A 20,608-nucleotide genomic window follows, 5' to 3' on the forward strand; every position below is an offset into this window, starting at 1 on the left:
ACGCCGCGACAACGCACCCGCGGACCCCTGGGAGAGTGTCGGCACGATGTGATACCCCTCACATATGGCCGCGCCCGCCGTCACGCCCTCCACCCCGCCCGCTGCACCGCGGGTGGTCGACCCCAGCGCGCCGCTGGTGCTCGTGGTCGACGACGACGCCGCCATCCGCACCGTCGTGCGCTGGCAGCTCGACGACGCCGGCTTCCGCGTCGTCGAGGCCGAGGACGGGCCGAGCTCGCTGCGCCGCATCGTCGACGACCGCCCCGCCCTGGTGGTGCTCGACCTGGGCCTGCCCGGCCTGGGCGGGCTCGACGTGCTGCGCTCGGTGCGCCACGGCCAGGCCGGCCGCGCCGACCTGCCCGTCATCGTGCTCTCGGGCCGCAACGGCGAGACCGACCGGATCGTGGGGCTCGACCTCGGCGCCGACGACTACCTCGTCAAGCCCTTCAGCCCCGGCGAGCTGGCGGCCCGGATCCGCTCGGTGCTGCGCCGCACCTCCCCCGAGCTCGTGGGCGAGGTCATCACCGTCGGCCGGGTGCGCATCGAGCCCACCAGCCGGCGCGTGCAGGTGGGCGCGGACGACGTCGACCTCACGCCCAAGGAGTTCGACCTGCTCGTCTTCCTCGCCACCCACCCGCGCCACGTGTTCACCCGCAGCCAGCTGCTGGAGCGGGTGTGGAACTCCTCCTCCGACTGGCTCGGCGAGGCCACCGTGACCGAGCACGTCCACCGGCTGCGGCTCAAGCTGGAGGCCGAACCCTCCCAGCCCACGTTGCTGCGCACCGTGCGCGGGGTCGGCTACCAGCTGATGGACAGCCCGTGACGCCGGGCGCTGGGGGCGGCGAGGTCGCCTCGCTCGCCGCGCACCGCATGGTCAAGCACGACCAGGTCGAGACCGAGTACCTGCTGCAGCGCCAGACCGCGGTGCTCGAGCTGATCGCCGGCACCGCCCCGCTGCAGGTGGTGCTCACCGAGATCCTGTCCTCCCTGGAGCAGCTGATGCCGCAGGCGCGCTGCTCGGTCCTGCTGCTCGACCGCGAGCACCGCACCCTCCACCACGGCGCCGCGCCCCGGCTGCCGGCCGATTACGTCGCCGCCATCGACGGGCTGCGCGTCCGCGACGGCGCGGGGGCGTGCGGCACGGCCGCGGCGCTCAACCGCGTCGTCGTCGTGAGCGACGTGCGGGAGGACCCGCGCTGGGCCGACTTCCGCGACGCCGCCGACGCCGCCGGGCTGCGCGCCTGCTGGTCGACGCCCATCGAGGGCCCCGACGGCCTGCCGGTCGGCACCTTCGCCGTCTACCACCCGCACCCCTACACCCCCACGCTGCGCGACCAGCGGCTCACCGAACGCTTCACCCACCTCGCCGCCGTGGCCATCGGGCACGCCGGGCTGGTGGGGGCGCTGCGGGCGAGCGAGGAGCGGTTCCGCCGCAGCTTCGACGACAACTCCCTCGGCATGGCGGTGCTCGCCCCCGATCGCACCCTCGCCACCGCCAACGCCGCCCTGGTGGCGCTCTCCGGCGACGACGCCGAGGCGCTGGTCGGCGTCCCGATCTCGCGGTGGATCACCCCGGTCGGCGCCCCCTGGGACGACCTCCTCGACGCCCTGCTCGACGCCCTGCTCGACGCACCGCACGACGGCCCGCTGGTGGTGGAGGCCGACCTGCACCGCCCCAGCGACGAGCCCCGGGTGGCCGTGGAGGTCACGGTGTCGCTGCTCGACGGCGTCGGGCGCGGCGAGGCGGCGCAGTACCTCGTCAACGTCCTGGACCTCACCGAGCGCCGGGCGGCCGAGCGCGACCGCCGGGCCCGGCTGGAGGCCGAGACCGCGCGCCGCACCGCCGAGGAGCTCTCCCACGCCAAGTCCGAGCTGCTCGCCGCCATCGGCCACGAGGCGCGCACGCCCATCCAGGCGATCGTGGGGTTCGCCGAGCTGCTCGGCACCATCGACCTCGACGAGGGCCGCCGGCGCCAGGCGCTCGACCACATCGGCGCCGCCGCCACGCACGTGATGGACCTGCTCACCGACGTGCTCGACCTCAGCCGCCTCGAGGCCGGCGCCCTGCGCCTCGCGCTCGAGCCGGTGCCGGTGGGCGAGGTGGTCGCGGAGGCCCTCGACCTGCTCTCGGCCGAGGCCGAGCGGCGTGCGGTCACGCTGGTCACCGACGTGTCTGGCTGCCGTGCACGCGTGCTCGCCGACCGACGCCGGCTGCGCCAGGTGCTGCTCAACCTCGCCGGCAACGCCATTCGCCACGGCCGGGCCGGCGGCACGGTCCGCATCACCGGGGAGCGGGTCGCGGGGACGACCGACGACGAGGCCGACGGCGTGGTGCTCACCGTCGCCGACGACGGCCCCGGCATCCCGCCCGACCTGCTGCCGCGGCTGTTCACCCCCTTCGCCCACGGCGCCCCCGACGGCGTCGGGCTGGGGCTCGGGCTCGCCCACGGCCTGACGACCGCCATGGGCGGAGAACTCACCCTCGTCGCCACCGGCCCCGACGGCACCACCCTGCAGCTGCGGCTGCCCAGGCCTGACCCGAACCACCCAGATCGCGCAGACCGCGCACCGACCGCTCGGAAGGTTCCGCCCATGACCGCCACGCTGTTCGCCTGCTACCACCGCCCCGAGGACCCCGCCGCCTTCGATCGGCACTACGCCGACGTGCACGCGGGCCTCGGACTCGCGCTGCCCGGGCTGCGCTCCTTCACCGGCACCCACCCCGGCCCGGCGCCCGACGGCTCGGCGCCGGCGTACTACTTCATCGCCCAGCTGACCTTCGACGACGCCGACGCGCTCGGCGCCGCCCTGTCCGGGCCCGAGGGCGCGGCGGCGGTGGCCGACCTGGCGAACTTCGCGGGCGCCGGCGTCGATCTCATGATGGGCCCCTCCACCACCTACCGCTGAGCTTCCCTAGCCTGGGCACGACATGACCACGATCACTCCCGCCACCACCGAGCACGGGCCCGCGCCCGTGCTCGCCGTGGTGCCCGTCAAGCGGCTGGCGCGCGCCAAGACGCGCCTGACGCTGCCGGAGCGGATGCGGGAGTCGGTGGCGCTCGCCGTCGCCCTCGACACCGTCGCGGCCCTGGTCGACACCCCCGCGGTGCGCGGGGTGCTGGTCGTGAGCAGCGACGCCGTCGTGGCGGCCCGGCTGGCCGCCCTGCACCCCCGCGCCGCCGGGGTGCGGGTGGTGGCCGAGGCCGGCGTGGGCCTGCGCGCCGCCGTGCACACCGGCCTGCTCGCCGCGCGGTCGTGGCGGCCCGACCTCGGCGTCGTCGTCGTGCCCGGCGACCTGCCCTGCCTGCGCCCGACCGACGTCGTCGAGGTGCTCGACCTCGCCGCCGGACGGGGGCGGTCGTTCGTGCCCGACCGCTCGGCCACCGGCACGACCCTGCTCGCCCTGCCGCCGGCCTGGCTGGGGCCCACCTACTACGGCGCCGACTCCGCCCAGCGGCACGCCGACGACGGCGTCTTCCCACTCGCACTCGCCCCCACCCGCGCCCGCCACGACCTCGACACACTCGCCGACCTGCGCTCCGCCGCCGACCTCGGGCTGGGCGTGCACACCGCCGGCGTCGTCGGGGCGCTCGGGTTGGTCGGCGTCCCGCTGCACGAGTCCGCCTGACCGGGCCGCCCGTGGTCGCCGGGGGACGTTGCAACTAGCGAAATGTGCAGGGCGGGCCGTGGGATGCACGGTCCGCTGTGCACATTTCGCTCGTTGCAACCGGAAACCTCAGGCCTCGGCGGCCGCCCAGCCGGTGACCCGCACGATCCGACACACCAGCACGCGGTGGAAGGGCTTGTCGGCGTACTGAGGCACGGTGCCGGCCAGCTTGTCGGCCAGCGCCTCGACCAGCGCCGGGGCGGGGTCGGGCACGTGCTCGGTGTCGGCGCGCACCCACCACAGCCGCGACCAGTCCTCGCCGTCCCAGAGGTCGATGAGCAGCGCGCCGCGGGGGTCGGCGTCGAGGTTGTCCTCGCGCTGGAGCCGGGTCGACTTCTTCGGCTTCACGGAGTCGATCGGCACCCCGACGTGACCGTCGTGGATGGCGTAGACCACCGGCTGCGGGTCGGGGCCGCGGGTGGGGTGGGTGGTGGCGAAGATGCCGTGCACCTGCGCCTCCAACTTGGCCAGTCCCTGCTCGGCGTCGAGTCTCATCAGCACGGCTCCCTTGCCCCGTCGACAACGTCTGAGCCGCGAGCCTAGGGGCGCTTCCTCACGCGTTCCTCAACGCTGACCCGACCCGCTTGACCGCGCCCGCGACGACGTCGGACGTTGGCGGGTATGAACCTCGCCTCGTGGATCCTCCGCAACGGCCGCCGGTTCGGCGACCGGCCCGCGCTCGCGCACGGGAGGGACGTGCGCGCGACGTGGGCCGGGTTCGCCGAGCAGGTCGCGGCCGTGGCGGCGGCGCTGCGGCAGGTGCACGGTCTGGTGCCGGGCGACCGGGTGGCGCTGGTGATGAGCAACCGGCCCGAGTACCTCATCGCCCAGTTCGGCGCCTGGCACGCGGGGCTCGTGGCGGTGCCGGTGAACGCCCGACTGCACCGCGAGGAGATCGCCTACATCGTCGACGACGCCGGCGCCCGGCTGGTGGTCACCGACGCCGAGCACGCCGACGACGTCGCGCCGCTGGTGCACGACGTCGCCTCGCTGGAGGCGGTGCTGATCGCCCCCGGGCCGGCGTGGGAGGCGCTGACCGCCCATGCACCGATGCCGATGACCGAGCGGGCGGGCGACGACCCCGCCTGGCTCTTCTACACCTCCGGCACCACCGGCAGGCCCAAGGGCGCGACGCTCACCCACCGCAACCTGCTGATGTGCGCGATGAGCTACTTCGCCGACATCGACGCGATCGGTCCCGACCAAGGCGTGCTGCACGCCGCGCCGCTCTCGCACGGCTCGGGCCTCTACGGCCTGCCCCACGTGGCCCGCGGGGCGGTGAGCGTGTTCCCGCGCGACGGCGTCGACGGTCCCGAGCTGCTGGACCTGCTCGACGCCTGGCCGGGATTGTCGTTCTTCGCCGCCCCGATCATGGTCAAGCGGCTGGCCGCCGACCCCGCGCTGGTCGCCGTCGGGCCGGAGGGCCTGGGCGGGCTGGCGACGATCATCTACGGCGGCGCGCCGATGTACCTCACCGACCTCGAGGCAGCCCTGGCGGTGTTCGGGCCGCGGCTCGCGCAGATCTACGGCCAGGGCGAGACGCCGATGACGATCACCGGCCTGTCCCGCGCCGACCACGCCGACGTCGCCCACCCCCGCTGGCGGGAGCGGATGGCGAGCGTCGGCTTCCCGCGCACCGACGTCGAGGTGCGCGTGGTCGACGACGACGGCGTCGAGCTGCCACCCGGCGAGCCCGGGGAGATCCTCGTGCGCGGCGACGTCGTGATGGCCGGGTACTGGAACCGGCCCGAGGCCAGCGCGGAGACGCTGCGCGAGGGCTGGCTGCACACAGGCGACATCGGCTCGATGGACGAGGACGGCTTCCTCACCCTGCGCGACCGCTCCAAGGACCTGATCATCAGCGGCGGCATGAACATCTACCCCCGCGAGGTCGAGGAGGCCCTGCTGCACCATCCCGGCGTCGCGGCCGTGGCGGTGGTGGGTCGCCCGGACGCGGAGTGGGGCGAGTCGGTGGTGGCCTTCGTGGTGCCCGCCGACGCCGACGCCCCGCCGTCGCACGCCGACCTCGACGAGACCTGCCTGGCCCGCATCGCCCGCTTCAAGCGCCCCAGGGAGTACCACCTCCTCGACGCCCTCCCCACCAACTCCTACGGCAAGGTCCTCAAGCGCGAGCTCCGCACCCGCCTCGGCTGACCCCTTCCCCCTCACCGGCCGCCCGTGGTCGCCGGGGGGACGTCGTCACAAGCATTCGGCATCCGCTCTCGGTGATTTCGCCTGCCGAATGCTTGTGACGACGGGGAACGGCGACCCACCGACCACCGTGGGCCGGGGCGGCTTGCGGCGTCCTCAACGCGGGCCCCGAAACGTTGTGAAACCCATGAGGGCCCGCTCCCTTGCGGCTCGCGGAGCGGCGGTTGTGTCATGGATCACACGTCGGCCATCCGCTCACCGAGGAGAGATCAGCGCCATGAAACTCGCCCTGTACCTGCCCACCTTCCGCAACCACGTCACGGTCCAGGAGCTCTCGGACCTGACCGACCTGGCGGAGGAGCTGGACTTCGACTCCGTGTGGACGCTGGACCGGATCATCGTCCCCGAGGCCTCCGACCGCGCGGAGATGGAGTACCCGTTCGGCATGATGGACCAGTTCCCGCTGCAGATGCCGGTGGAGTCGAAGGGCAAGTGGTTCCAGGGCTGGCCGCTGCTGCCGTGGCTGGCGGCCCGCACCTCGAAGGTGCGCATCGGGATGAGCATCACCGACACCCCCTACCGCTCGCCGGGCGTGTTCGCCGCCGAGTGCGCGACCATCGACCACCTCTCCGACGGCCGGCTCAACGTCGGCGTCGGCGCGGGCTGGATGCCCGAGGAGTTCGCCGCCGCGAGCGCGAGCCACCTGTTCAAGCGTCGTCACGCCCACGTCCGGGAGACCATCGAGATCTGCCAGGGCATCTGGGCCAACGAGACCTTCGAGTACCACGGCGAGTTCGCCGACTTCGGTCCCTCCGGCTTCGGCTGGAACCCGATCCAGCAGCCCGGTCCCCCGATCTACTTCTCCGGTCTCAAGGACCCCAAGCGCTCGGCCAACCGCGTGGCGAAGCACGGCCTCAAGGGCTGGATCGGCATCCAGGACACCCCGCGCGAGCTCACCGAGTGGCGCACCGCCATCGCCGACGAGCTCGACGCCCTCGGCAAGTCGATCGACGACCTCGAGATGTGCTCGATGATCTGGTTCACCATCACCGACGAGCCCACCGACCAGACCGACAACCGCAAGGTGTCGAACATCCTCGTCGGCACCGCCGACCAGATCACCGAGATGCTCATCCGCTACAAGGACGCCGGCCTCACGATGCCGCTGCTGTGGCCGCCGTTCGCCGACGTGCCGGTGAGCAAGACGCTGGAGGACCTGCGCCAGCTGCACGAGGAGATCATGCCCAAGGTCCTCGCCGCCTGATCCCACCCGGCCACCCCAGCCATCCCCGGCGCCCGCTGGCGCCTCCGACCGTGCCGATCACCGCACCCGCGGTGGTCGGCACGGTCTCGTCGGGGGGACAGTTTGCTCGGTCAGCCGAGCAAACTGTCGCTTCACGCGTCTCGTCGGCCCCGAAACCGACGGTTTGCTCGGCCAACCGAGCAAACCGTCGCGCCCTCAGCCCGCCGCGGCGGCCCCGGGGGCGGGGCCGATGTCGGCGAGGCCGGCGCCGATGGCGGCGGCGGCGTCGGCCAGAGCCGCGACCTGGGCGGGGGTGAGGTGGTCGAAGACGCGGCGCCGCACCTCGGCCAGGTGCTGGGGGGCGAGGTCGGCGAGCACGGCGAAGCCGGCGTCGGTGAGGGTGGCGTACTGGATGCGCCGGTTGGTGGGGCACGGACGACGCCGCACCCAGCCGCGCTCCTCCAGCGACCCGACGGCGTGGCTGAGCCGCGAGGCGCTGGTGCCGGTGGCGCGGGCGAGGTCGCCCATCGACAGGGTGCGCTCGGGGGCGTCGGAGAGCGTGGCGAGCATCGAGTAGTAGGCGTGGCTGATGCCGGCCTCGGCGCGCAGCTGCCGGTCCAGCGCCTGCGGCAGCCGGTAGACGACGCCGACCAGCGCCAGCCACGCCGTCATCTCGGCCTCGTCGAGCCACCGCGGCTCCTGCTCGCTCACCGCCCCAGCATCGCGCACGTCGTCGTCCCCGGGCTCAGGCCACCTGCAGCGACCGCTTGGACAGCCCCATTGCGTACCCCTCGATCGCCATGGTGGGCGCGACGGTGGGGTCGGTGGCCGCACCGAGGGTGACGAACAGCGGCGTGAAGTGCTCCACGGTCGGGTGGGCGTAGGGCAGGCCCGGCGCCTTGGCGCGGTAGTCCTGCAGCAGCGCGACGTCGCCGCGCGAGAGCGCGCTGGCCGCCCACGCGTCGAACTCCGCCGACCAGCCGGGCACGACGTCGGGGCGCGACCAGTCGAGGTAGGGCAGGCCGTGGGTCATGAAGCCCGAGCCGATCACCAGCACGCCCTCGGCCCGCAGGGCCCGCAGCCGCTCGCCGATCGCGAAGAGCGCGGCGGGGTCGTGGGTGGGCATCGAGAGCTGCAGCACCGGGATGTCGCCCTCGGGGTACATCACCTTCAGCGGCAGCCAGGCGCCGTGGTCCAGGCCCCGGTTGCGGTGCTCGAAGACGCGCTGGGTGTCGGGCAGCACCGAGAGCAGCTGGGCGGCGAGGCCGGTGTTGTCAGGGGTGTCGTAGCGCATCTGGTAGTACATCGGCGCGAAGCCGCCGAAGTCGTAGACCAGCTCGGTGGGCACGGTGCTGGTGATGCCGAGCTGGTCGGACTCCCAGTGCGCGCTCACGATCAGGATCGAGCGCGGCCGCGGCAGCGCCTGCGCCCAGTCGTGCAGCTGGCGCATCCAGGCGGCGTCCTCGAAGGTCGGGGGCGCGCCGTGGGAGAGGTAGAGCGCCGGCAGCGGCTCGTCGCCCTCGACCCACCGGCGGTGGGGGGTGGCGGCGGCGAGGTCGGCGGCGCGCCGCAGGTGGCCGGCGAAGGGGTGCGACGCCGGGATCGTGGCGTCGGCGGCCGCGGTGGTGGCGGCACCGTAGATCAGCGACATCGGTCAGGCTCCCTGGGACAGGTCGGGCGAGAGGTCGGGCAGGTCGAGGGTGTGCGCGGTGTGGTCGCGCTTGGTGCGCAGGTAGCCGGCGTTGAACGCCGAGGCGTGCACGCCGGTCGGCACCCGCTCGGCGACGACGACGCCGGCGTCGGCGAGCTGGGCGGCCTTGTCGGGATTGTTGCTCAGCAGCCGGATCCGGCGTGCCCCCACGGCGTGCAGCATCTGGGCGGCGGCGCGGTAGTCGCGCTCGTCGTCGGCGCGGCCGAGGGCGCGGTTGGCCTCGTAGGTGTCGAGGCCCGCGTCCTGGAGGGCGTAGGCGTCGAGCTTGGCGTACAGCCCGATGCCGCGCCCCTCCTGGCGCAGGTAGAGCAGGAACCCGCCGGCCTCGGTGATGCGCTCGGCGGCCTCGCGCAGCTGCGGCCCGCAGTCGCAGCGCAGCGAGCCGAGCACGTCGCCGGTGAGGCACTCGCTGTGCGGCCGCACCAGCGGCGCGGTGCCGCCGGCGCGGGCCGTGGCGAGCGCGCCCTCCCAGTCGCCGAGACCGATCAGCAGGTGCTCGCGCCCGTCGACCAGCCCGTCGAAGGTGACGACGTCGCCGACGGTCTCGTAGCCGTCGACGAACCGCAGCGGCACCCGCACGCGGGCACGGATCCCGGCGTCGGTCCCGGGCGTGGGGCGGGCGAGGTCGGGCACGGCGGACAGGTGGGACGCACAGGCGGTCATGGGCGGACTCCGATCAACGTTTGAATCTTGAAATGACAGTACGCCCTGTCATTTCAAGATTCAAGTGTCAGTCGGGATCCGATGCTCAGGCCTTCGGGGCGGCGAGCTCCAGCGCGATACCGTCGGGATCGCGGAACTCCAGCAGCCAGGCCGCCCCGATGTCCTTGATCTCCTCGTGGGGCGCCCCGAGCTCGGCCAGCAGCACGGCCGCCGCCTCGAGGTCGTCGCGGCTGGGCACCCCCAGCGCGAGGTGGTCCAGCCCCACCCGGTCCTCGGAGAACGCGTCCTCCCCGGCTGCCACCGGACGCAGCCCGAACAGCCCCCACGGCGTGGCGTAGATGACGCCGCCGAACAGGAACCACAGCTGCTCCCGGGTGGCCTCGTCGGCGTCGGCGGGCAGCTCGTAGGCGACGTCCCAGCCGAACAGCGTGTCGTAGAAGCGGCGCGAGGCCGCGAGGTCCCGGACGGTGAGGCGGACGTGGTGGACGGCGGCGGTCGCGATGGGCATCCCCCCATCCTGCGCCTCTCCGGCCGAGGACGGCTCCCCCGCAACGGCGGTGGTGCCACCTGCGGCGGCGTGCTCGGCCACACTGCAGGGGTGCCCGACGACGCCCGCGCCCTGCTCCGTCGGCCGCCCGACGTCGTGGTGGTGGCGGCGATCGGCACCCTGGCCGGCGTGTTCAGCGGCCTGTTCGGGGTGGGCGGCGGACTGGTGATGGTGCCCCTGCTCATCGCCTGGCTCGGCCTCGACGAGCGCCGTGCCACCAGCACCTCGCTGGGCGCGATCGCGGTGATCTCCGCCGCCGCGGCCCTCGCGCAGGTCCCCTACGGCACGCTGCACCCCTGGCAGGGACTGCTGCTCGGCGTGCCGGCGCTGGGCGGGGTGCTGCTCGGCACGGCGGTGCAGCAGCGGCTGCCGCTGCACGTCGTGGCCGGGCTGTTCGGCGTGCTCATGCTCGCCGTGGCCGCCACCCTCGTGCTCGTGCCGGGCGAGGAGTCCGGCGCCGCCCCCGCCCTCACCGCCCCGCTCGTGGCGGCCGCGATCGCCCTCGGCGTCATGGCCGGCGTGCTCTCCGGGCTGCTCGGCGTCGGTGGCGGTCTGGTGTTCGTGCCGGCCCTGGTCTACGTGCTCGGGCTCGACCACGTCGCCGCCGAGGCGACCTCGCTGCTCGCGATCCTGCCCGCGGCCGTGCTCGGGGCGTGGCGCCAGCACCGCTACGGCAACCTCGAGCACGCCACCGCCGCCCGCCTGGGGGTGCTTGCGGTCCCCGGCGCCGCCCTCGGCGTCGCCCTGGCCCACGCCCTGCCGGTCGACCTCCTGCGGCTCGGGTTCGCGGCCCTGCTCGTCGTCGTCGCGCTGCGCTTCGTGCGCCGCGGCCTCACCGGGGCCCGGGACCGCCGCTCCCGGTCCGCCGAGGGTCACCGGGGTTGACGTCGTACCAAGCAATCGGCAGGCCGAATCGACGATTTCGTCTGCCGATTGCTTGGTACGAGGGGAGACCGCTACCCCGCGCCGACGGCGTAGGAGCGGCCGCGCGGCTCCCGGACCCACAGGACGCCGTCGCCGGGGGTGGGGCCCTGGGCGATGAGCTCGCGCTTGAGGACCTTGTTGGTGGCGGTGGCGGGCAGGGAGGGGGCCAGGCGGACGTAGCGGGGCCAGGCCTTCGGGGACAGGTCGGACTGGGCGGCCAGGAAGTCCTCCCACTCCGACGGCGTCAGCTCGGCGCCGTCCACCAGCACCACCGCGGCCATCACCTGGTCGCCGACGGCCTCGTCGGGCACGGCGTACACGGCCGCCTGGCTCACCTCGGGCAGGCGCATCAGCACCCGCTCGATGGGGGCCGCGGCGAGGTTCTCGCCGTCCACGCGCATCCAGTCGGCGGTGCGGCCGGCGAGGTAGATCCAGCCGTCGGCGTCGCGGTAGGCGAGGTCGCCGCTCCAGTACATGCCGTGGCGCATCCGCTCGGCGTTGGCGGCGTCGTCGTTGTAGTAGCCCTGGAAGTAGCCCGCACCCTCGGTGTTGACCAGCTCGCCCACCGCCTCGGCGGCGTTGAGCAGGGCGCCGTGCTCGTCGAAGCGCGCGACCGGGCACTCGGTGACGGTCTCGGGGTCGTAGATCGCGACGCCGGGGAAGCCCTTGCCGATCGACCCGAGCGGGGTGCCGGGCTCGCGGGTGATGATCACCGCCGACTCCGTGGACCCGAACCCGTCCCAGACCTCGCAGCCGAAGCGGCGCGCGAAGTCCGCGATGTCGCGGTCGCTGGCCTCGTTGCCGAACGCCACCCGCAGCGGGTTGTCGGCGTCGTCGGGGGCCTCGGGGGTGGCGAGCACGTAGGCCAGCGGCTTGCCGACGTAGTTGAGGTAGGTGACGCCGTAGCGGCGCAGGTCCTCGAGGAACCCCGAGGCCGAGAACCGCGCCGGCACCATCGTGGCGCCGCTGGTGATCGCGACCGACCAGCCGGCCAGCACCGCGTTGGAGTGGAACAACGGCATCGAGAGGTAGCAGACGTCGTCGCCGGTGATCGCGAAGCGGTCGGTGAGCGTGGCCCCCGAGAGCACGACCATCAGGTGCGCCATCTGCACGGCCTTGGGGTCGCCGCTGGTGCCGGAGGTGAAGATCATCATGAAGGTGTCGAACGCGCCCACCTCCCCGCGCGGGGCCAGCGTCGGCGCCGCGGCCTGCAGCGCCTCCCACTCGGCGCCGTCGGCACCGTCCACGACGACCACCCGCACGCCGGCGCCCGCCAGGTCGTCCTCGAGGCCGGCCAGCAGCGGCGCGTGCTCGGCGTCGACCAGCAGCACCTGCGCCCGCGCCTTGACGACGTCGCCCACCAGCCCGGCGCCGCGACGCGTGGTGTTGATCCCGGCCAGCACGTAGCCGCCCAGCGCGGCCCCGGCCATCGCCTCGAGCATCGCCGGGGTGTTGCCCAGCAGCGCCGCGACGTGGGGCGGGCGCCCACCCTCGGCCGGGTCGGAGTCGGGCGGGTCCAGCAGCCCCAGCAAGGCCGAGGCCTGTGACGACGCCCGTGCGAGGTGCTCGCGCCAGGTCCAGGTCCGCTCGCCGTGACGCAGGGCGACGCCGTCGTCCTCGCGCCGGGCGAGCAGCAGGTCGCGCACGTGCTCCGCCATCGACCGGCCTCTCAGACGGCGGCGGTCGCGGCGAGGCCGAGACGCGCGGCGAGCTTGTCGAGGTAGGCGAGCACGACGCCAGGCTCGGCGTCGGGCACGCCCCAGATGAGGTCGGTGGCGCCGGCGGCCGCCCACGAGGCGAGGTCCTCGGGGCTGGGCCGGGAGGCGATGAGCACGTGGATCTCCGGCTCCCCGGTGCGGCCGGCCTCGGCCCAGGCCGCGCGCAGGGCGTCGGCCTTGCCGGCGATGTCCTGCTCGATCGGGGTGGTCATCCAGCCGTCGGCGGTGCGGGCGATCCAGGCGAAGGTCTTGGGTCCGCCGCCGGCGCCGATCACCAGCGGGATGTGGGCCTGCACGGGCTTGGGGTAGGCCCAGCTGGGCCCGAAGGACACGAACTCGCCGGCGTAGGAGGCCTCCTCCTCGGTCCACAGCGAGCGCATCGCCTCCACGTACTCCCGCAGCACGGTGCGGCGCTTGGCCGGCGGCACGTGGTGGTCCTCCAGCTCGTCGGTGTTCCAGCCGAAGCCGGCCCCGATCGTGACGCGCCCGCCGGAGAGGTGGTCCAGGGTGGCGATCTGCTTGGCCAGGGTGATGGGGTCGGACTCCACCGGCAGCGCGACGGCGGTGGAGAGCCGGATGCGCTCGGTGACGGCGGCCGCGGTGGCCAGCGAGATCCACGGGTCGAGGGTGCGGGTGTAACGGTCGTCGGGCAGCGACTCACCGCCCGTGGGGTGCGCGGCGTCGCGGCGCACCGGGATGTGGGTGTGCTCGGGCACGTAGATCGTGTCGAAGCCGCGCTCCTCCCCGGCCTTCGCGAGAGCGGCGGGGGTGATCCCGCGGTCGGAGGTGAACAGGACGAGTCCGTGGCGCATGGCAGAAATAGAACCTGTTCTAGTAGCGGCTGGCAAGGGGTGCGGCTCAGTCGGTGCGGTCGATCAGCGCCTGGATGGAGTCGCCGTACAGCTCGACGAGGTCGGCCAGGGAGGCCTCGGTGATGCGGCGGTCGGCCAGGATCGCGACGGCGTCGAGCAGCCCGGAGATCTGGGCCGCCACGAGCCGCGCCCGCAGCTCGGCCCGGGTGCCGGTGAGCCGCGGCGCCAGCGGCACGATGAACATCTCCTCCATCGCCGCGATCAGCCGCTCGCGCACGCGGTCGGAGTCGGAGGCCCGCAGCATCGCCCGCCAGGTGTCGAAGGTCTGCTGCGGCCGGTCCTGCAGCAGCGAGGCCACGAGGCGGCGCCCCAGACCCTCGAGCGGCCCGTTGGTGACGTCGTCGAAGCGGCCGCGGATCGCCACCGTCTCGAGGAACAGCCCCTCCTTGGAGCCGAAGTAGCGGATCACCAGGGCGGCGTCGACGCCGGCCGCGGCCGCGATCGCCCGCACCGAGGCGCCGGCGTACCCGGCCTCGTGGAAGAGCCGACGGGCCGCCCGGCCGATGGCCTGGCGGGTGGCGGCGCTCCCCCCGCTGCGCGTCGATGTGACCGTTGACACACCACAGACCCTCTCCGTAGCCTCCCGAGTTGTCAACAGCGTTGACAACGTCTGGAACACCCGCCCCCGACGAGCCCGTGATGGAGCGATCCGTGGCCCTCTCCCTCGGCACCCCAGCCCCCGGCACCCGCCGCGCCCGCCGCGGCGCGGCCCTCGTGGCGGTCGCGCTCACCCTCGCCCTCACGGCCTGCGGCTCCCGGCTGGACCCCGAGACGGTGCGGGCCGCCGAGGGCGTCGGGACCGCACCCGTGGGCACCACCCCGGTCGCCGCCGACACGCCGACCACCCCCGGCGCCCCGGTGGCCACCGCCCCCGGGACCGACCCCACCTCCGGTGCCACCACCGCCCCCGACCCGGGCGCCCCCACCGGCCCCGACACCGCCCCCGACGGCGACGACGACCCGAGCCCCGCCCCCGGCGGGGACCCGGACGGCGAGGGCGAGCCGCCGGTGCCCGCGGGCGAGCAGGGCTCGTGCGACGGGTTCCAGAACGGTCCGGGCATCACCGACGACACCGTCACCATCGCCAACGCCAGCGACATCTCCGGCCCCGTGCCGGGCCTGTTCCAGTCGGCCCAGGACGCCGTGAAGGCCTTCACCGCCTACTTCAACGCCACCTCCGACCTGTGCGGCCGCAAGCTCGCGCTGCTCAGCCTCGACACCCGCGCCGACGCCGGCGGCGACCAGCAGGCCTACGCCACGGCCTGCGAGAAGGCGTTCGCCGCCATCGGCTCGATGTCGAGCCAGGACCAGGGCGGCGCCGCCACGGCGAACGGTTGCGGGCTGCCCGACATCCGCTCGATCACGACCACCCCCCAGCGGCGCACCTGCGGCTCCTGCTTCTCGGCCTACTCCGTGGCGCCCTCGCTGATCCCCGGCGCCCACGCCGGCTACTGGCTCAAGGCCCAGCCCGAGGCCAGCCGCCACGTCGGGGTGTTCTACGTCAACGTCGAGGCCGCCCGTGTGAACGCCCAGAGCTTCGCCGCCGGGATCGAGAAGACCGGCATGAACGTCGACCTCGTGCAGGGCATCGACACCGCCGAGTTCAACTACACCCCGTACGTGCAGCAGATGAAGGACAAGGGCATCCGGTTCGTGGCCTACTACGGCCCCTTCCAGTTCGCCATCAAGCTGCAGCAGGCCATGCAGCAGCAGAGCTTCACCCCCGACGTCTACTACCAGGACCCCACGATCTACGACGACACCTACGTCGCCCAGGCCGGCAGCGCCGCGGAGGGGTCCTACGTCTACACGACCCACGAGCTCTTCGACGACACCTCGATCCCCGAGATGGTCCTCTACCGCTCCTACCTGGCCCAGGTGGCCCCGAACTCGGTGCCGAACTACTACGGCCTGTTCGCCTGGTCGGCCGCCCGGCTGTTCGTCGAGCAGGCCGCCAAGCTCGGCGGCCGCCTCACCCGGGCCTCGCTCGTGGCTGCGCTGAAGAAGGTGAACGACTGGACCGCCAACGGACTGCACGCCCCGATGAAGGTCGGCAGCAAGACGACACCGGACTGCCTCAAGGTCATCCAGCTCACCGGCGGCCGCTGGCGCCAGGTGTCCCCCGGCGACTACGTGTGCAAGCCCGGGATCGTCGAGACGGGGGTCGGCCGGTGACCGGGCCCGCGGCGCCCCCCGTCGGCAGCCGCTACGCCGACCTGACCCGCGCGCAGCTGGCCGTCGTCGTCCCCGAGCTGCTGCTGATCGGCCAGCTCATCGACCGCTCCGGCATGGCGTGGTGCATCTCCGCCTTCGGCCGCGAGGAGATGGCCCGCATCGCGATCGAGGAGTGGGCCGGGGCCTCCCCGATCTACACCCGCCGCATGCAGCAGGCGCTCGGCTATGCCCCCGAGGTGGCGGGCGAGGGCGACGTCGTGACGATCTTCAAGGGCCTGCAGCTCGACATCGGCGCCCCGCCGCAGTTCATGGACTTCCGCTACCAGGTGCGCGACCGCTGGCACGGCAGCTTCCACCTCGACCACTGCGGCGCCCTGATGGACGTCGAGCCGATGGGTCCGGAGTACGTGCGCTCGATGTGCCACGACATCGAGGACCCCACCTTCGACGCCACCGCCGTGGCCACCAACCCCCGCGCCCAGGTGCGCCCCCTGCACCGCCCGCCGCGGGTGCCGGCCGACCGCGCGCCGCACTGCGCCTGGACGGTGGTCATCGACCCCGCGCACCCGCCGGTGGAGCCGCTGGCGCCCTACCACCGGATCGTCACGACGGCGGCCGCCGGGCTCGCGCTCGACCCGGTCCCCGCGAGCACCGATCCCGAGGTCGAGGGCTGGTCGGACTACGCCGGCCCGCTGCTCGACGACCTCGACTTCACCCGCTTCTCCCACGCCGCACTGGTGCGCATCGCCGACGAGGTGTGCCTGCAGATGCACCTGCTCAACCTCTCCTTCGTGCTCGCCGTGCGGGCGCGGTGCACCAGCGAGGAGCAGGCCCGGGCGATCTGCCGCAAGCAGCTGGTGGGCATCGCCGGGCTGGCCGCCGAGCGGCTGGCCCGGGCCCTGGGCCTGGGCACCACCCCGGCCGATGCCGTGCGCGTGCTCGCGATGCACCCGCTGCTCAACCCGCTGCCCTACGCCCCCGCCGACCTCGACCCCGCCACCGCGCGGGCAACCGTGCGGCCCGGACCGGCCCACGGCGACGACGGCTGGCTCACGCTGTGCGGCCCCGCGACGCCGGCCGACCCCGAGGCGCCGAGCGCGCTGCAGGCGCTGGTGCGCGGCGTCGACCCCCGCCTCGACGTCGAGGTGGAGCCGGCCGCAGAGGGGGACGGCGAGGGGTGGAGCCTGCGGGTCGTGCAGCGCGAGGACCCCGCCGCCGAGGCCGGCGAGGTCGCGGTGACCCGCTTCAGCACCGGCGCGGGGTTCGTCTTCGAGCCGCGGCGGTCGCTGCCGCTGCTGATCGGCTGACGAGGGCGGGCACACCCCAGGCCGCCACCCGGTCGACCGACCCGTGGAGGGACCGGGTCGGTCGATCGGAGGGCGTGGGGCCCTGGGCCCGGTCCAGCGTCGGGTCAGCGGCGGGTGTCGGCGCCCGGCTCGGTGGGGAAGCCGTGCTGCAGGCACCACACGACGGCCTGGCTGCGGTTGCTGACCCCGATGCGGCGGTAGGCGCTGCGGATGTAGGTCTTGACCGAGTTGATCGAGAGGTAGCGGATCTCGGCGATCTCCTGGTTGCTGAAGCCCTGGGTGATCAGCGAGAGCACGTCGATCTCGCGCGGGGTGAGGCCGACGTCGCCGCCGAGGCGGTGGCGACCGTCCTCGGAGTCGGCGGCACCGACCACGCGGGGCCGGCCACCGACCACGCCGACGGGGCGGACCGCGGAGTGCAGCGCCTCCCGCAGACCGGCGCTGTCGACCGCGAGGGTGATCAGCCCGTCGGCGCCGCGCGCCAGGGCCCGGGAGCCGAGGTCGGGGCGCAGATCGTGGGCGACGACGAGGACGCGGGAGCCGCGTTGCTGGATGAGTGCGTCGAGATCCGCACCGTCCCCCTCGTGAAGACCGATGACGTCGTAGAGCACGATGTCGGGCGCGAGCCCGGTGTCGAGCGGGACGACCTGGAACTCCTGGGCGTGGCTCGCGAGCAGCCCGGCCAACCCCGTGGCGACCACGGGGAGGGGGCTGACGATGGCCACGCGGCACATTCCGGTCCGCTGCATTCCTCAGTTGTACCGTCCCGAGGTGACCACAGGGTGAAATATCACCCATCGGGGTGATGAATCAAGCAGACCTAACCCTGCTTAAGGCATCAGCTGGGTTGGTGGAGGTTCTCCAGGGAGTCGCGCAGGCTCTCGGCCACGAGGTCGGCCAGCGCCTCGAGCTCGGGGGCGTGGAAGACCGGGGCGAGCGGCATGCCGTCGCGCGGGGCGACCTCCATCTGGAAGCCGATGCGGGTGCCGCCGTGCGGCGCGGCGGCGAGGTGGAGGGTGTCGCACCACGTGACCGCGCTCGTGGCGGCCTGGAGCACCAGCAGGCGCTGCTCGACGGCGTCGGTCACGACGTAGTCGATCTCGGTCTCCTGGCCGTCGAAGCGCGCCACGTGGTGGTAGGTCGTGCCGACACCGCCGTCGCCGCTGATGCGGATCGCCGAGACCACGGGCGGGTGCCACTCCTCGGCCGAGGTGTAGTCAGCGAGGAAGCGCCAGACCAGGGCCGGCGGCGTGGCGACCTCCAGGGTGCGTCGGACGACGGGCACCGCGGCCACCTCCGTCCGATCCGCCCCACACGCTGAGGGGCGGCGCTTCGACCTTCCTCCTCCGACGTTCCGGAGGACATACCCGAAAGGGTGGTGGTCCGCGCCCGGATGGCGTGGACCTCCTGCTTCGTCAATACCTCGGAACCCTGCGGGTTCCCACCGGTCTCAGCCGGCCAGACCCTGGGGAGCCTGGTTGCTCGCCACGAAGGCGAGCAGGCTCTCCGGGCTCACCCCCAGCACGCGGGCCATCCCCTCCACCGCTCCGGCGGCGACCCCGGCGAGGCGGTGCACCAGCTCGAACACGTCGGCGTGGGTCTCCACCTGCACGGCGACCTGTTCGAGGGCGGCCGTGAGCTCGGCGTCGGTGAGGTCACCGCGCAGGTGCTGGACCTGCAGGGTGACGACGTCGACGGCGACGTCGTGGGGGATGGCCATGCCTCCAGAGTGGCCCCTCCACGGCCCAATGCACCCACCCCCGTGGGTGCCGCAAGCCCAAGTCACCCCCACGGGTGGGCTGACGACCCTCGAGGGCTCCGAAGACATACCCCGGCAGGTGAACGCGGCCGGTGGCGGCGAGCGGCCGCGGACGACAGCGCGCGTCGGACCGGTCAGAGGCGCTCGAGCACGACCGCGAGTCCCTGTCCGACGCCGATGCAGATCGCCGCCACGCCGAAGCGTTCGCCACTGGCCTGCAGCCGGGCGGCGAGGGTGGCGAGCAGCCGGGCCCCGGAGGCCCCGAGCGGGTGGCCGAGCGCGATCGCCCCGCCCCGGTCGTTGACCAGCGCGGGGTCGCGCAGCCCGCGGGCGAGCCAGGCGTCGACGCAGGCCAGGGCCTGCACCGCGAAGGCCTCGTTGAGCTCGACCGCCCCCACCCGGTCCCAGCCGATGCCGCTGCGCGCCAGCGCGCGGTCGGCGGCCAGGACCGGGGCGAACCCGAAGTCGGGCGGATCGACCCCGACCACCGCGCGGCCCGCGATCCGGGCCAGGGGCGCGGCTCCGAGCCGGGCCGCGGCGTCGGCGTCGGCGAGCACCACGGCGGCGGCGCCGTCGCTGAGCGGCGAGGCGTTGCCGGCCGTGATCGTGCCCGACGGCGTGAACGCGGGCGCCAGGCGTGCCAGCCGGTCGAGGTCGACGTCGGGCCGGACCCCCTCGTCGCGGGCGAGGTCGACCCCGGGCACCGGAACCACGAGGTCGTCGTAGAAGCCCGCCTCCCACGCGGCGTGGGCGCGCTCGTGGGAGCGGAGCGCGAACGCGTCCTGGCGGGCGCGCGAGATGCCGTAGCGCTCGCCCAGCACCTCGGTGGCCGGGCCGAGCGCCACGGTCCACTCCTGCGGCATGCGGGGGTTGACCAGTCGCCAGCCCAACGCCGTCGAGACGGCGGTGACGTCGCCGGCCGGGAAGCCGCGCGCCGGCTTGGGCAGCACCCAGGGGGCGCGGGTCATCGACTCCACCCCGCCCACCACGACCACCGCGGCGTCGCCGCTCTCCACCGCCCGGGCGCCGTGGATCGCGGCGTCGAGGCTGGAGCCGCACAACCGGTTCACCGTCGTGGCCGGCACGGCGGTGGGCCAGCCGGCGAGCAGCACCGCCATCCGCCCCACATTGCGGTTGTCCTCACCGGCCTGGTTGGCGCAGCCCCACACGACGTCGTCGACCTGCGCCGGCTCCAGGCCGGGCACGCGCCGCACGACGGCGTCGAGCGCGGTAGCGGCGAGGTCGTCGGGGCGCTGCCCGGCCAGGGCGCCGTTGAAGCGCCCGAACGGGGTGCGCACCCCCGCGAGCAGCAGCGCCTCGCGACGCTGACCGCGGTCGGGTCGGACCGCGGGGGCGGCGAGCGGCGCCGTCTCCTCCCCCAGCACCGCGGTGCGCACCGCGCCCGTGACGCCCCGGGGCGAGTCGTCGGCCAGCGGCACCGCGACGACGTCGGGGTGGCCGGCGGCCAGGGCCGCGGCGACGGCGCCGCCGCGCCCCGTGCCGAGCACCCACACCGGCGAGCGGCCGGCCCGGACCTCGGCCAGCACCCGCCACAGCCCGGCGGCGAGGTCGGCGTCGGTGGGCGGCGTCTCGGGGCGAGCGGTGTTGTAGCCCCGACCCGGGTGGTCCCACGCGACGAGGTCGACGGCGTCGCCCAGCAGCTCGGCCACGGGCAGCGCGAGGTCGCGCACCGCCGACGTCTCGGGCCCGCCCAGCACCACCAGGGGCCGCTGCTCGCGCCGGGCCGAGCCCGAGAGCCGCAGCAGGGTGAGCACGGGCAGCGGGAGCTCCTCGGGACCGGCCATGACCGGCGAGCCTAGGCCGTGCACCCGACCGGCGCCTCCCGACGTCCCCTCCCGACCCACCACGTC

20 protein-coding genes are annotated in these 20,608 nt (G+C 74.2%); 8 read left to right on the top strand and 12 right to left on the bottom strand.

Translation table 11 applies throughout. From position 1 onward, the window contains the following. Positions 1-64 precede the first annotated feature (64 nt). The 3 genes from ACERUN_RS01510 to cofC are packed head-to-tail and all read left to right on the top strand — an operon-like array spanning position 65 to position 3,628. Positions 65-823 (top strand): response regulator, encoded by a 759-nt coding sequence (locus tag ACERUN_RS01510; RefSeq protein WP_370287789.1) that lies wholly within the window; start codon positions 65-67, stop codon positions 821-823. After that, positions 820-2,907, top strand: a complete 2,088-nt coding sequence (locus tag ACERUN_RS01515; RefSeq protein WP_370287790.1) for an EthD family reductase — start codon at positions 820-822, stop codon at positions 2,905-2,907. Before ACERUN_RS01510 ends, ACERUN_RS01515 begins: the two co-directional genes overlap by 4 nt. 22 nt (positions 2,908-2,929) lie before the next feature. Further along, positions 2,930-3,628, top strand: coding sequence for a 2-phospho-L-lactate guanylyltransferase (gene cofC / locus ACERUN_RS01520; protein WP_370287791.1), 699 nt, complete (start codon positions 2,930-2,932; stop codon positions 3,626-3,628). 108 nt (positions 3,629-3,736) lie between these two features. Here the strand turns inward: cofC and ACERUN_RS01525 are convergent, their stop codons facing one another. Next, a complete protein-coding gene (locus ACERUN_RS01525; protein WP_370287793.1) occupies positions 3,737-4,162 on the bottom strand; it encodes a hypothetical protein in 426 nt (141 codons plus the stop codon). Between the two features lie 126 nt (positions 4,163-4,288). On the opposite strand from ACERUN_RS01525, the gene ACERUN_RS01530 reads away from it, so the two are divergent. After that, positions 4,289-5,821, top strand: a complete 1,533-nt coding sequence (locus ACERUN_RS01530) for an AMP-binding protein (RefSeq protein ID WP_370287794.1) — start codon at positions 4,289-4,291, stop codon at positions 5,819-5,821. A gap of 274 nt (positions 5,822-6,095) precedes the next feature. Beyond that, a complete protein-coding gene (locus ACERUN_RS01535) occupies positions 6,096-7,082 on the top strand; it encodes an LLM class flavin-dependent oxidoreductase (RefSeq protein WP_370287796.1) in 987 nt (328 codons plus the stop codon). 195 nt (positions 7,083-7,277) lie between these two features. Here the strand turns inward: ACERUN_RS01535 and ACERUN_RS01540 are convergent, their stop codons facing one another. The 4 genes from ACERUN_RS01540 to ACERUN_RS01555 all read right to left on the bottom strand — a co-directional run bounded on the left by ACERUN_RS01540 (position 7,278) and on the right by ACERUN_RS01555 (position 9,943). Beyond that, positions 7,278-7,772 (bottom strand): MarR family winged helix-turn-helix transcriptional regulator, encoded by a 495-nt coding sequence (locus ACERUN_RS01540; RefSeq protein WP_370287797.1) that lies wholly within the window; start codon positions 7,770-7,772, stop codon positions 7,278-7,280. Between the two features lie 34 nt (positions 7,773-7,806). Continuing rightward, the gene (locus tag ACERUN_RS01545) at positions 7,807-8,712 is read right to left on the bottom strand and encodes a dioxygenase (RefSeq protein ID WP_370287799.1); all 906 of its coding nucleotides are present in this window, start codon (positions 8,710-8,712) and stop codon (positions 7,807-7,809) included. Positions 8,713-8,715: 3 nt separating this feature from the next. Then, on the bottom strand, positions 8,716-9,435 hold the full coding sequence (gene ribA, locus ACERUN_RS01550; protein WP_370287800.1) for a GTP cyclohydrolase II: 720 nt from the start codon (positions 9,433-9,435) through the stop codon (positions 8,716-8,718). An 85-nt stretch (positions 9,436-9,520) separates the two neighbouring features. Continuing rightward, positions 9,521-9,943, bottom strand: coding sequence for a VOC family protein (locus tag ACERUN_RS01555; protein ID WP_370287801.1), 423 nt, complete (start codon positions 9,941-9,943; stop codon positions 9,521-9,523). Between the two features lie 90 nt (positions 9,944-10,033). Here ACERUN_RS01555 and ACERUN_RS01560 point away from each other — a divergent pair, with 90 nt between their 5' ends. After that, on the top strand, positions 10,034-10,867 hold the full coding sequence (locus ACERUN_RS01560; protein ID WP_370287802.1) for a sulfite exporter TauE/SafE family protein: 834 nt from the start codon (positions 10,034-10,036) through the stop codon (positions 10,865-10,867). 71 nt (positions 10,868-10,938) lie between these two features. Here the strand turns inward: ACERUN_RS01560 and fadD1 are convergent, their stop codons facing one another. Genes fadD1 through ACERUN_RS01575 form a run of 3 tightly spaced genes read right to left on the bottom strand, consistent with a single transcriptional unit; the run spans position 10,939 to position 14,055 of the window. After that, positions 10,939-12,564: a fatty-acid--CoA ligase FadD1 gene (gene fadD1, locus ACERUN_RS01565; protein ID WP_370287803.1), complete on the bottom strand. Its 1,626-nt coding sequence runs from the start codon at positions 12,562-12,564 to the stop codon at positions 10,939-10,941. Positions 12,565-12,575: 11 nt separating this feature from the next. Beyond that, positions 12,576-13,436 carry an LLM class F420-dependent oxidoreductase gene (locus ACERUN_RS01570; RefSeq protein ID WP_370287805.1) on the bottom strand — a complete coding sequence of 287 codons (861 nt, stop codon included), beginning with the start codon at positions 13,434-13,436 and terminating at the stop codon, positions 12,576-12,578. Positions 13,437-13,482: 46 nt separating this feature from the next. Then, complete coding sequence (locus ACERUN_RS01575) at positions 13,483-14,055, bottom strand: TetR family transcriptional regulator (RefSeq protein ID WP_370287806.1); 573 nt, start codon at positions 14,053-14,055, stop codon at positions 13,483-13,485. Positions 14,056-14,135: 80 nt separating this feature from the next. Between ACERUN_RS01575 and ACERUN_RS01580 the strand changes: the two genes are divergently transcribed. Continuing rightward, positions 14,136-15,671 (top strand): ABC transporter substrate-binding protein, encoded by a 1,536-nt coding sequence (locus tag ACERUN_RS01580; RefSeq protein ID WP_370287807.1) that lies wholly within the window; start codon positions 14,136-14,138, stop codon positions 15,669-15,671. Next, positions 15,668-16,978, top strand: coding sequence for a hypothetical protein (locus ACERUN_RS01585; protein ID WP_370287810.1), 1,311 nt, complete (start codon positions 15,668-15,670; stop codon positions 16,976-16,978). The genes ACERUN_RS01580 and ACERUN_RS01585 overlap by 4 nt, the downstream gene beginning before the upstream one ends. 104 nt (positions 16,979-17,082) lie before the next feature. Here ACERUN_RS01585 and ACERUN_RS01590 read toward each other — a convergent pair whose 3' ends face one another. The 4 genes from ACERUN_RS01590 to ACERUN_RS01605 all read right to left on the bottom strand — a co-directional run bounded on the left by ACERUN_RS01590 (position 17,083) and on the right by ACERUN_RS01605 (position 20,542). Beyond that, positions 17,083-17,727, bottom strand: a complete 645-nt coding sequence (locus ACERUN_RS01590) for a LuxR C-terminal-related transcriptional regulator (protein WP_370287811.1) — start codon at positions 17,725-17,727, stop codon at positions 17,083-17,085. 89 nt (positions 17,728-17,816) lie between these two features. Next, a complete protein-coding gene (locus tag ACERUN_RS01595; RefSeq protein ID WP_370287813.1) occupies positions 17,817-18,263 on the bottom strand; it encodes an SRPBCC family protein in 447 nt (148 codons plus the stop codon). A 165-nt stretch (positions 18,264-18,428) separates the two neighbouring features. Continuing rightward, entirely contained in the window at positions 18,429-18,698 is a 270-nt protein-coding gene (locus tag ACERUN_RS01600) for a hypothetical protein (RefSeq protein ID WP_370287814.1), read from the bottom strand. Between the two features lie 173 nt (positions 18,699-18,871). After that, positions 18,872-20,542: an acetyl-CoA C-acyltransferase gene (locus ACERUN_RS01605; RefSeq protein ID WP_370287815.1), complete on the bottom strand. Its 1,671-nt coding sequence runs from the start codon at positions 20,540-20,542 to the stop codon at positions 18,872-18,874. Positions 20,543-20,608: the final 66 nt, after the last annotated feature.

It is taken from the genome of Nocardioides sp. (genome assembly GCF_964229035.1).
Taxonomy (GTDB): domain Bacteria; phylum Actinomycetota; class Actinomycetes; order Propionibacteriales; family Nocardioidaceae; genus Nocardioides.

Coding starts and splice junctions, on each gene's coding strand:
- ACERUN_RS01510 (WP_370287789.1), top strand. CDS start 65: ATGGCCGCGCCCGCCGTCACGCCCTCCACCCCGCCCGCTGCACCGCGG.
- cofC (WP_370287791.1), top strand. CDS start 2,930: ATGACCACGATCACTCCCGCCACCACCGAGCACGGGCCCGCGCCCGTG.
- ACERUN_RS01525 (WP_370287793.1), bottom strand. CDS start 4,162: ATGAGACTCGACGCCGAGCAGGGACTGGCCAAGTTGGAGGCGCAGGTG.
- ACERUN_RS01530 (WP_370287794.1), top strand. CDS start 4,289: ATGAACCTCGCCTCGTGGATCCTCCGCAACGGCCGCCGGTTCGGCGAC.
- ACERUN_RS01535 (WP_370287796.1), top strand. CDS start 6,096: ATGAAACTCGCCCTGTACCTGCCCACCTTCCGCAACCACGTCACGGTC.
- ACERUN_RS01545 (WP_370287799.1), bottom strand. CDS start 8,712: ATGTCGCTGATCTACGGTGCCGCCACCACCGCGGCCGCCGACGCCACG.
- ribA (WP_370287800.1), bottom strand. CDS start 9,435: ATGACCGCCTGTGCGTCCCACCTGTCCGCCGTGCCCGACCTCGCCCGC.
- ACERUN_RS01555 (WP_370287801.1), bottom strand. CDS start 9,943: ATGCCCATCGCGACCGCCGCCGTCCACCACGTCCGCCTCACCGTCCGG.
- fadD1 (WP_370287803.1), bottom strand. CDS start 12,564: ATGGCGGAGCACGTGCGCGACCTGCTGCTCGCCCGGCGCGAGGACGAC.
- ACERUN_RS01570 (WP_370287805.1), bottom strand. CDS start 13,436: ATGCGCCACGGACTCGTCCTGTTCACCTCCGACCGCGGGATCACCCCC.
- ACERUN_RS01580 (WP_370287807.1), top strand. CDS start 14,136: ATGGAGCGATCCGTGGCCCTCTCCCTCGGCACCCCAGCCCCCGGCACC.
- ACERUN_RS01590 (WP_370287811.1), bottom strand. CDS start 17,727: ATGCAGCGGACCGGAATGTGCCGCGTGGCCATCGTCAGCCCCCTCCCC.
- ACERUN_RS01600 (WP_370287814.1), bottom strand. CDS start 18,698: ATGGCCATCCCCCACGACGTCGCCGTCGACGTCGTCACCCTGCAGGTC.
- ACERUN_RS01605 (WP_370287815.1), bottom strand. CDS start 20,542: ATGGCCGGTCCCGAGGAGCTCCCGCTGCCCGTGCTCACCCTGCTGCGG.